This window comes from Lentzea sp. NPDC102401 (genome assembly GCF_044765805.1).
GTDB lineage: Bacteria > Actinomycetota > Actinomycetes > Mycobacteriales > Pseudonocardiaceae > Lentzea > Lentzea sokolovensis.
The window spans coordinates 24,068-33,406 of the sequence record NZ_JBIWKS010000022.1; the positions used below are offsets into that span (position 1 = coordinate 24,068).

8 protein-coding genes are annotated in these 9,339 nt (G+C 70.9%); all 8 read left to right on the forward strand.

The genetic code is table 11. From position 1 onward, the window contains the following. Positions 1–35: 35 nt before the first annotated feature. The 8 genes from ACIRG5_RS45460 to ACIRG5_RS45495 all read left to right on the forward strand — a co-directional run bounded on the left by ACIRG5_RS45460 (position 36) and on the right by ACIRG5_RS45495 (position 9,250). The gene (locus ACIRG5_RS45460; RefSeq protein ID WP_402917171.1) at positions 36–683 is read left to right on the forward strand and encodes a hypothetical protein; all 648 of its coding nucleotides are present in this window, start codon (positions 36–38) and stop codon (positions 681–683) included. After that, positions 680–2,050, forward strand: a complete 1,371-nt coding sequence (locus ACIRG5_RS45465; protein ID WP_402917173.1) for a hypothetical protein — start codon at positions 680–682, stop codon at positions 2,048–2,050. The genes ACIRG5_RS45460 and ACIRG5_RS45465 overlap by 4 nt, the downstream gene beginning before the upstream one ends. Beyond that, complete coding sequence (locus tag ACIRG5_RS45470; RefSeq protein ID WP_402917175.1) at positions 2,050–3,543, forward strand: SCO6880 family protein; 1,494 nt, start codon at positions 2,050–2,052, stop codon at positions 3,541–3,543. Before ACIRG5_RS45465 ends, ACIRG5_RS45470 begins: the two co-directional genes overlap by 1 nt. An 84-nt stretch (positions 3,544–3,627) precedes the next feature. Beyond that, positions 3,628–4,722 (forward strand): hypothetical protein, encoded by a 1,095-nt coding sequence (locus ACIRG5_RS45475; protein WP_402917177.1) that lies wholly within the window; start codon positions 3,628–3,630, stop codon positions 4,720–4,722. Between the two features lie 78 nt (positions 4,723–4,800). Further along, complete coding sequence (locus tag ACIRG5_RS45480; RefSeq protein ID WP_402917179.1) at positions 4,801–6,345, forward strand: hypothetical protein; 1,545 nt, start codon at positions 4,801–4,803, stop codon at positions 6,343–6,345. Further along, entirely contained in the window at positions 6,342–8,222 is a 1,881-nt protein-coding gene (locus tag ACIRG5_RS45485) for a type IV secretory system conjugative DNA transfer family protein (RefSeq protein ID WP_402917181.1), read from the forward strand. The genes ACIRG5_RS45480 and ACIRG5_RS45485 overlap by 4 nt, the downstream gene beginning before the upstream one ends. Further along, positions 8,219–8,932, forward strand: coding sequence for a DUF4913 domain-containing protein (locus ACIRG5_RS45490; protein WP_402917183.1), 714 nt, complete (start codon positions 8,219–8,221; stop codon positions 8,930–8,932). Before ACIRG5_RS45485 ends, ACIRG5_RS45490 begins: the two co-directional genes overlap by 4 nt. Positions 8,933–8,968: 36 nt before the next feature. Continuing rightward, positions 8,969–9,250 carry a hypothetical protein gene (locus ACIRG5_RS45495; protein ID WP_402917185.1) on the forward strand — a complete coding sequence of 94 codons (282 nt, stop codon included), beginning with the start codon at positions 8,969–8,971 and terminating at the stop codon, positions 9,248–9,250. Positions 9,251–9,339: the final 89 nt, after the last annotated feature.

Here is a 9,339-nt window from a genome sequence, read left to right on the forward strand (position 1 = left end):
AGTCTCGCCCTCTCCGGCCTCGCGCACGATGGCTTGTGCTCGCGGTGCTGCTGGTGCTCACGACCGTCGGCGGTGTGTGGCTGCTCCAGGACAAGCCACATGCCGCGTCGCCAGGTCCAGCGGACCCGGCACCACCACCGCCGTCCACCGCACAGTCCTCAGTGGACCGTTGTGCGATCGTGTGGTTCACCGCGCCCGATCTGACCAAGGTGCCGCGCTCGGCCTGCCACGGCCCCCGTTACACCAATGCTGGACGTGCCAAGGGCTTCTCCCACGACGAGCAAGGCGCGGTGTTCGCCGCGATCAACTTATCCATGCGGCTGTCGGCAGCGGCAGGCCCGGCGGTGTTCAACCCGACGTTCGCCGAACAGACCGTCGGGGACTCGCGTGCCGCGGTCGCCGAGCTCGCGGGGGAGTCGACGACCGCCCGCCCGGCCGAGGTTCGCCCGACCCAGTGGTGGTCGAGGGTCAGCGCCGGGGATCCGGCCGGCGACCTGGTGGAGATTGAACTGCTCGCCGCGACTGCGCAGGCCACGGCTTCTGGCCAGTACGCGCAGCTGACCGTCGTACTGCGCTGGAACAGCGGCGACTGGAAGGTCCAGCTCCCTCGCCGACGCGCGCACGCGGCGTCCAGCACCACGGGATTTGCGTCGTTGGGCGCGATCCCGGGGGCGGTGTCATGACGACCGCGGTACTCGCGCAGGCCGCCGACGAGTGCGGCGCCCTCGACATCGGCTGCAACCTCGGCGGCGCGGTCGGCGACTGGTTCACCGAGCAGGTCAACAATCTCGCGGCCAGCGCGGTGGAGACCTTGGCCTACGCCCTGACCTGGTGGACCGACGAGGACCGCTCGTCAATGTTGCAGGAGCCCGCGATCAACGAGATCCGCGGCCTGCTGCTGTTCGTCGGCCTGGTCCTGCTGACCGGCGGAGTCATGTGGCAGGGCGTCCAGATGATGATCAAACGCAAAGCCGATCCGCTGGTGACCACCGCCATGGGCTTGTTGAAGTTCCTGGGCTGGTCCTCGCTCGGAACGACTATCGCGCTGCTGCTCTACCAGTGCGGTGTGGTGCTGTCGACGCAGGTGCTGAAGTCCAGTTTGGACGGCTTCCCCGAGAAACTCGCCGGGGCGATGACTGCCTACATGATGGCCAACCCGACCAGCGGGCCGTGGACGATCTTCTTCGTCGCAGGCCTGTTGTGGGTACTCGGCTTGATCCAGTGGGTGCTCGGCTACATCAAGATGGGCGCCCTGGTGATCCTTCTGTCGCTGCTGCCCACGGCGGCCGCCGGGCAGCTCACCGAATCCACCAAACCCTGGCTGCCCAAAACGATCTCGTGGTGCTTGGTGATCGTCTGCTACCAGCCGGTCGGCTCGGTCATCTACGCGGTGGGCTTCAAGCTCACCAGCGACGGTCAGTCCCTGGGCACGGCGTTCACCGGAGTGGCCACGGTGGGACTCGCCACCGTCGCGATGCCCGCGATGTACCGGTTCTTCGCCTGGGGCGGCATGTCGTTGGTCTCCGGCGGCAGCTCCGGCAGCGGCGTCGGCGCGGCGATGGCCGGCGGTATGTCCCAGCTCGCACAAGGCCTCGGCTCCGGCGGCAACGCGATGACCCGCTACATGGATCAGAACGGCCCGGCCAGCAGCACAGGTAGCAACAGCGGCGCGCCGCCCTCGGTGCAGTCCGCCCACCAGGGCGACGGCTCCTCAGGTCCCGCACCGAACCCCCAAGGCCAGACCGGTGCGCCGAGCGAGCCCAGCGTGTACAGCGCCAACCAGGGCAACGCGGGCACCAGCGGCCCGACTGGCAGCGAGGTCACGTCGGCAGCCGGCACCGGCTCAGCCGGGGGAACCGCCGCCACCGGGGGAGCCAGCGGCTCCGCCACAGCGGGCTCGGCAGGTGCGGGAGCCGCCGCGGCCGGAGCGACTCCGGCAGGCGCGGCGGTCCTGGCCGCAGAGGCCACGAAGGACACCGGCGGCGCCGCCACGGGCGCGGTGTCGAACGCGATGACCAGTGGCTCCAACACGTCAGGGGACTCGAACTGATGACGCAGATCAGAACCTACGGAGGCTGGCGGCCGCGACGCGGATTCGGCGTCGGCCGGTTGAGCGAGACGCAGACCGCCGTCGTCGCGGCCTGCGTCCTCGTTCCACTGGGGTGCTGGGTCGCGATCGCGACGTTCCGGCTTCCGCTGCTGGTGCTCCCGATCACGGTGGCGGCCGCGCTTGTCGGCGCGGCCCTCACCCTGATCCCGCATCGCGGTCACGGCACCTCGCTCGGCGGTGCCCTGGTCATCACCGCCCGCACCTACACCGCACGCCGCAAAGGCTGGAACACCTGGGAGAGCGGGGTCCTCACCAAGCATCCCCGGCGCCACGAGCTGCCCGGCGTGCTCGCGCCGATCATGCCCTTGTCCACACGCGACGGACTGGGCCAGCCGTTCGGCGTGCTGTGGGATCGCCGCACCGGCCGGTTGACCGCCAGTGTGCGGGTGGCGCCGATCGGCACGGTACTGGCCGACCAGGAGCGCACCGACCTGTGGATCGGGAACTTCGCCTCCTGGAAGGCATCGCTCGGCTTCGAACCCACGATCGATTGGGTCGCGATCGTGGTGGAATCCGCGCCTTCCTCCGGCACCGAGCTGGCCGACTACGTGGCCGACAAGCTCGACCCCAGCGCACCGGCGATCGCGCGCGCCACGATGGCCGAGATCGCCGACGCGCACCGGGGAGCCACCGCCGACATCAGCGTGCGCGTGAACTTCACCTTCTCGCCCATGCGGGCCCGGCCCCAGCCCCGCGACGACGCCGAACGCGTCGCGGAAGTCAGCCGCGCTCTGTCCGGAGTAGAGGGTGACCTGCCGTTGTGCGGGGTCGCCACGCTCGGCCGAGCCACCGCCGGGCACTGGACCCGCTGGCTGCGCAGCGCCTACGACCCGGACTCCCGCGGCGAGCTCGCCCGCCTCGCCGAGACCGACCACCTGCTCGCCTGGGCCGACGCCGGCCCGATGGAAAGCGAATCGCTGCACGACCACTACTGGCACGGGTCCGGCTGGTCGGTGTCGTGGGCAATGGCCGACCTGCCCAACCAGCAGGTCACCTCGACCGTGCTCGCGCCACTGGTCACACCCGGCCGCTACCACCGGCGCGTCGCCATCACCTACCAGCCCTACCCCGCCGACGCCGCCGCCGAAGTCGTCACGAAAGAGGCCTCCGGCGCGGGCTTCCGGCGCCAGCTGCGCCGCCGCCGCGGCGTCGACGAGACCGCCCGCGACCGCGCCGACGAACAGCGCGCGATCCAGGCCACCGAGGAAGAGGCCCACGGCGCCGGCGTCGGCTTGTGGGCCATGTACGTGACCACCACGGTCACCGATCCACGAGAGCTACCCGACGCGATCGCCGACCTCGAGTCCCGCGCGCGCAACGCGAAGCTGCGACTGCGCAGGGCGTGGGGGTGGCAGCACGTGGCGTTCGCGGCCTCACTCGGGTGCGGGGTCTATCCAACCGAACTCGCGCGGCGCGGCAGGTGGGCGCGATGAACCACCACCGCCTGCCCCGGCCCGATCGCCGCCGTTCTCGCGTTCTGCCGCGCACTCGCGCATCACTTTCAGGGGGACACCACCATGACCGCAACCAGCAGGCCACCGACATCCGTCCCGGCGCGCCGGGTTCATCTGGTCGGGTCGCTGCCTGAGCCGCTGTGCGCGGATCCCACGACCGCGTTGCGCTGGCAGCTGGACACCGTCGGCGCGGCCGGGCTGCGAGCGCTGGTCTGGGAACCGGGCCCGAACTGGATCCGTGACTACGTGCTCGGCCTGACCGCCGCACGGTGCCTGCAGGTGCGGCGTCACGGCGACTACAGCGACTACAGCGACCCGCGCTACTACCGGGTGCGGCGCGGGTTCGAGCTCGATCCGGACGAGCTCGTCCTGGGCCGGGAGCGCGCGCTGGCCGAGGCGATGGCCGTGCGGGAGCAGCTGCGGTTCGAGTATCCGCGTGACTTGCTGCCGCCCCAGCAAGTCGGTGTCCCGCACGCACTGGACCTCGCGCTGTTCACACTGGGCAACCCCGCTGCGGTGCTGCGCTGGATGAGCGTGTTCCAGGAAGTGGTGGCGCGAGAGGTCTCCGCGTGCGTCTACCAGTGGGGTGGCGACTTCGAAGTGCAACTGGAGTCCCCGGCGATCCTCACGCTGCTGCACCGCGCGCCCGCCTGGGCGCGGCCTGCGCTGGCACGCAGGCTCGCGCGACAGGTCGTCGATCTGCTGATCGGGGCACCGCACTCCGTCCGGTGGGTGGTGCACCTGTGCTACGGCGACCTGGACCACCAGCCCTTGTTCCAGCCCCGCGATCTCACCCCGGCGGTGCTGTTCGCCAACGCGCTGGCCGACCTGTGCGACCGCCTCGATGAGACGGTGCCGCTGATCCACATTCCGATGGCCACCGGTGACGACGCGCCGTCACTCGATGTCGAGTTCTATCGGCCGCTGCGCCGGTTGCACCGCGACGTCCGGCTGATCGCGGGCGTGGTCGCCGAACGGCACCGCGCGCGGTCCGAACTCGCGCTGGGCCTCGTCGAGGCTTTGCTCGGCGGGCCCGTCACCGCGATCGCCGGCGGCTGCGGCCTGGGCCGTCGCCCGGCCGACGCCGCCATCGCCAACACCGTCATCGCCCGCGACATCGCCGCCGTGTGGGGGCTCGATGCGATGACCAGCGGCTAGCCGCGTCCGCTCGCGCCGTCCGGGGGGACCTGGCGCGGATCACCGCAACACCTTGTGTCAACCGGGGGGACGACACTCATGACGCTCCGATTGTTCCGACGCCGCACCACACACGCGCCCGACCCGGCCCGCGAGATCGCACGATCCGTGGCCGACGCCGCGGCGCAACGCGCGGCGGCGCCATCCGATCCGCTCGCCGACCTGCGGGCGATGCCGGTGCCGCCGGCGCGCGGCTGGCCGGTGCCGGGCGGTGGCCGTGACCACCACGTCGGCAGTGCGACCCTGTGGCAGGGCACCACCACACAACTCGCCGGGCTCTTCCCGTTCGTCGGCGGCTCCGGCGCCCGCGTGCGCGGCGTCCCGATCGGCCACGACCTGCACACCCACGAACCAGTGGGCCTGCATCCAGGGGAGTGGCTGCGCGAGGGCCTCATCACCAACACCGGCGTGTGGGTGCAGGCGCAACCGGGCGTCGGCAAAAGCGCGTTCGCCAAACGGCTCGGTCTCGGGCTGTCGGCGTTCGGTTGGCTGACGTTCGTCCCGGCCGACATCAAAGGGGAGTACTCCCCTTTGATCCGGAGCCTCGGCGGCACCGTCATCAAGCTCGGCCGCGGCCACGACGCGATCAACCCGCTCGACCCCGGCCCGCTGCGGCACCTGCTGGCCACGACGATCAGCGGCCGCGAACGCGACGCACTGCGCGAGAACATCCGGGCCCGGCAGACCGCGCTGTTGGAAGGGCTGCTGCTGCTGGAGCTGGATCGACCGCCCACACCGACCGAGCGCAACCTCATCAGCCGCGCACTCGACCTCGCCACCGACGCCTGCGCCGACGGCCAGCCCACCATCCCCGAGGTCCGTGAGGTCCTCGACCACCCGCCCGAGCCGATGCTCAACGCCGCACGGGTCGGCGGCGACCTCGATCGCTACTTCGAGTTGATGCGCGAGGTCTTGTCCGCGCTCGACCTGCTCGTCGACGGGCCGCTGCGCGGGTTGTTCGACCGGCGCACCACAGCCCGCCTGGACGCCGACTCTCCCGCGATCAGCCTGGACCTGTCGGTGCTGGACGAGGAGACCGACCAGATCGTCGCCGCCGCGATGCTGTGCTCCTGGGCGTGGGGCAGCGGCATGATCGAGGCCCGCCAGGCGGGCGCGGGACGGCCGATCCTGTGGATCCAGGACGAGGCGTGGCGAGCCCTGCGCGCCGGACCGGGCATGGTCGAGCGCAGCGACCGAATGACCCGGCTCAACCGGCACAAGGGCGTCGCGAGCCTGTTCCTGTCGCACTCGATGGACGATCTGCGGGCCCTGCCCACCGCGGAGGACGTGGCGAAGGCCCGTGGCATCGCCGCGCGCTGCGGCGTCCACATCTACGGCGGCCTACCGGCTAGTGAGCTTGGCTCGCTCGCGGTGCACCTGTCCCACCGCGAAGCGCAGATGCTGGCGGGCTGGCAGTCCGCAGGCACCTGGGTGCCCGGCCATCGCCATCCAGGCCGGGGCCTGTACCTGGTCAAGTCCGGCGAGCGCGCCGGACTGCCGGTACGGATGCGGCTGACCCCCAACGAACTCGCGCTCTACAACACCGACTCGGCGTTCCAGACCGCTGGCGGGGCAGTGGCATGAGCAACCCGAACGGCCGCCGCCACGCCGGCGGAGCCATGCCCGTGGCTCCGTGGCTGGTCTCTGGCGCGGTCGGGTTGTTCTTCCTCGTCCTGTCGATGGTATGGGTGGCCGCGCAGCTGGCTGTCGGCGACTCGTCCTCGGTGCCTGACTTCGGGGACATGGCCACCGCTCTCAAGCGCGACGGTGTAGCCGGGCTGATCGGCCCCGACGGCTCCCGGCCGCTGTTCTTCACCGTCCTGATCGGACAGGCGATCATGCTGCTCGGCACCGGCGTGACCGTGGCGGTGTTCGTCACCACCCGGCGCCGGCCCAAGGACGGCCTGCGCGCGATGACCTCGCCGCGTGAGTTCGCCGAGCTGCAGCACGAGGCGATGGCGATCCGGGCACAGGGACTGCGGCCCTCCCTCGCGCAGCAGAAGCCAAAAACGCTCGCAGCCCGCGAGATCGGCGCGACGCTGGGCGATGTCGGCGGGGCGACGGTGTTCAAGTCCCCCGAGGACGTCGAACTCGTCATCTGCGGGCCACGATCGAACAAGACCTCGGCGCGCGTCGTCCCGGAGATCCTCACCGCGCCCGGCGCGGTCATCGCCACCAGCAACAAAAGCGACGTGTGGTCACTGACCGCGGGCCTGCGCGCCAAGGTCGGCCCGGTCTACCTGTTCGACCCCTCCGGAATCACCTTCCAGCCGCAGGCCTGGTGGATCGACCTGCTCGCCTCGGTCACCGACTACGAGTCCTCCGCGCGGTTGGCCGCCTACTTCATGTCCGAGGTCGGCGGAGGTGTCGGCCGCACCGAACGCGCCGATCCGTTCTTCACCCCGGCGTCGGCGGCGCTGCTGCAGCAGCTCGTGCTCGCGGCGGCGTGCGCGAAGCTGACCTTCCGCGACGTCGTGTCCTGGGTCGCCACCCGGTCAGATGAACCCGCGGCACACCTGGAGTCAGTCGGCTACGGCGAGCAGGCGGTCGCGCTGCGCTCGACCACCGAACTGCCCTGGGAGACCCGGGGCGGCATCTACCAGGGTGTCGCTACCGCCCTGGCGTGCCTGCAATCGGAACGGGTGCTGCGCTGGATCACGCCACCGCACACGTGGAAGCAACCGCCCGCCGACCTGGCCTCGATCCCGCGGCTGGACCTGTGGACTCTGATTCCCGACCCAGCCGCGACCCGGCATCCGACGCTGTACCTGCTGTGCCGTGAGGGCGCGGGCAGTGCCCGCCCGATCGTGGCGGCCATCGTCGGCGAGCTGTTCGAGGTCGCCACGCGGGCCGCCAGTGCCCGTGGCGGGCGGCTGGACCCGCCGCTGACCGTGCCCTTGGACGAGGCGGCCAACATCGTGCGCGGCCTGGATCAGCTGCCTTCGTGGTACTCGTGGTTCGGGTCGATGGGGATCATGGTCACCACGATCCTGCAGTCGCGAGAGCAGGGCCGGGCGGTCTGGGGCAAGGACGGCTTCGACGCGCTGTGGTCGGCGGCGACCATCAAAACGATCGGGGCGGGCGTCGCGGACCCGGACTTCTGCGAGGACCTGTCCCGCCTCGTCGGCGACCACAAGATCGAGGAGACCTCCACCAGCCACTCGGCGGGCGGCACCTCGACCTCACGCAGCCTGCGCACGGAGCGGATCCTCACCGCCGCGGACATCGCCGCGCTCAACCGCACCAACGCGCTGCTGTTCACCTCAGGTCGCCGTCCGGCGATGCTCACTCTGCGGCCCTGGTACGCCGAGGACAACCGCACCAAGCAGGAGATCTCCCACTACGCCAAGGAAGCCGCCGCGCTGATCCAGAACGCGGCGGTCGAGCAGCTGGGCCCGGACAACCCGGTCGCGGCCGCGCTGCGCGCCGAGCACGCCGCCATGGCGGGTGGTCTGCGATGAGCGCGCCGATCACGCTGGAGCAGCTGGCCGCACAGCTCGCCGCGGTCGCGGGCGCCCAGGACGCCATGCAACGGCGCCTTGAGGCGGTGGAACGCGACCAGTTCTTCCTCACCGAGCAAGTCCGCGTCACCGCCGACAAGTCCGAGGCCACCGGTCGCGGGCTGGACGAACTCGAGGCCGTGCTCACCGAGGTCTCGATGACCGCCGCGGAAAGCACCGACGCGATGGCCGTCGCGCTGCAACAACGTCAAGCCCACCTGGACACCAGGCCCGCCGACAACGCCGCGGTGCTGGCCACCCTGGGGCTGGCCACGCCCGCCCTCCCCGGCGGCCAGACACCCCCGCCGCCCGCCGACGACTTCCCCCAGCTCGCCGAGGTGTACGCGTGGGTCGACACCCACATCGCGCCACTGACCCGCAAGACGACCACCACCGGCGAGGGCGGCGGGATCCGCTGGTGCCGGCAGTGGTGGGAGCACATCGACGCGGTGGAGCGGTTCATGGCGCTGTACCTGGCGTTCCGCGAACTGTCGGCCGAGGAGTCGGCGACCTGGCTCAGCGTTTTCTTGCGCGACCACCTCGACCCGCACCTGTCCGTCCTGACCAGCCCAATCGGCCCGTTCAACGCCTGCACCCCCCAAAGGCACAGCACCGGATCCCAGGAACTCGGCCACGCCGAACTTCCGCCGCATACGGGGGAGACGCCATGAGCGACCAGCCCGACCTGTTTGGCCACAATGGAGGCCGTGACGATGAACCAGTACGGAGCACGGGCGCAGGATCACTGGAGAGTGCACCGGGCGGCGGAGTACGCCCAACTCGAGGATCCGACACGGTTCTTCACGGACCTGGGGAAACAGATCGCGGCGGAGATCGACCTGCGCTGCTCCACCCTGGAGCGGACGAGCGGGGCGGGGCAGAGCGAGAGCTTCCTGGACAACCTCGGGAGCTTGAACAACGTGCGGCACTCGGTGGAGGGCGAAGTGCTGAGGGAGATGGCCTTCACCGAGCCGGACGCGCTGAGCTAGAGCGTTTTCGCCCCCAAAGCCAAGACGATTTCGGTCCCGCCGGCCGCAAGGCACGGATCAACGCCAACCTCGCCGCGCTGCAGCTGCTC

Coding starts and splice junctions, on each gene's coding strand:
- ACIRG5_RS45465 (WP_402917173.1), top strand. CDS start 680: ATGACGACCGCGGTACTCGCGCAGGCCGCCGACGAGTGCGGCGCCCTC.
- ACIRG5_RS45470 (WP_402917175.1), top strand. CDS start 2,050: ATGACGCAGATCAGAACCTACGGAGGCTGGCGGCCGCGACGCGGATTC.
- ACIRG5_RS45475 (WP_402917177.1), top strand. CDS start 3,628: ATGACCGCAACCAGCAGGCCACCGACATCCGTCCCGGCGCGCCGGGTT.
- ACIRG5_RS45480 (WP_402917179.1), top strand. CDS start 4,801: ATGACGCTCCGATTGTTCCGACGCCGCACCACACACGCGCCCGACCCG.
- ACIRG5_RS45485 (WP_402917181.1), top strand. CDS start 6,342: ATGAGCAACCCGAACGGCCGCCGCCACGCCGGCGGAGCCATGCCCGTG.
- ACIRG5_RS45490 (WP_402917183.1), top strand. CDS start 8,219: ATGAGCGCGCCGATCACGCTGGAGCAGCTGGCCGCACAGCTCGCCGCG.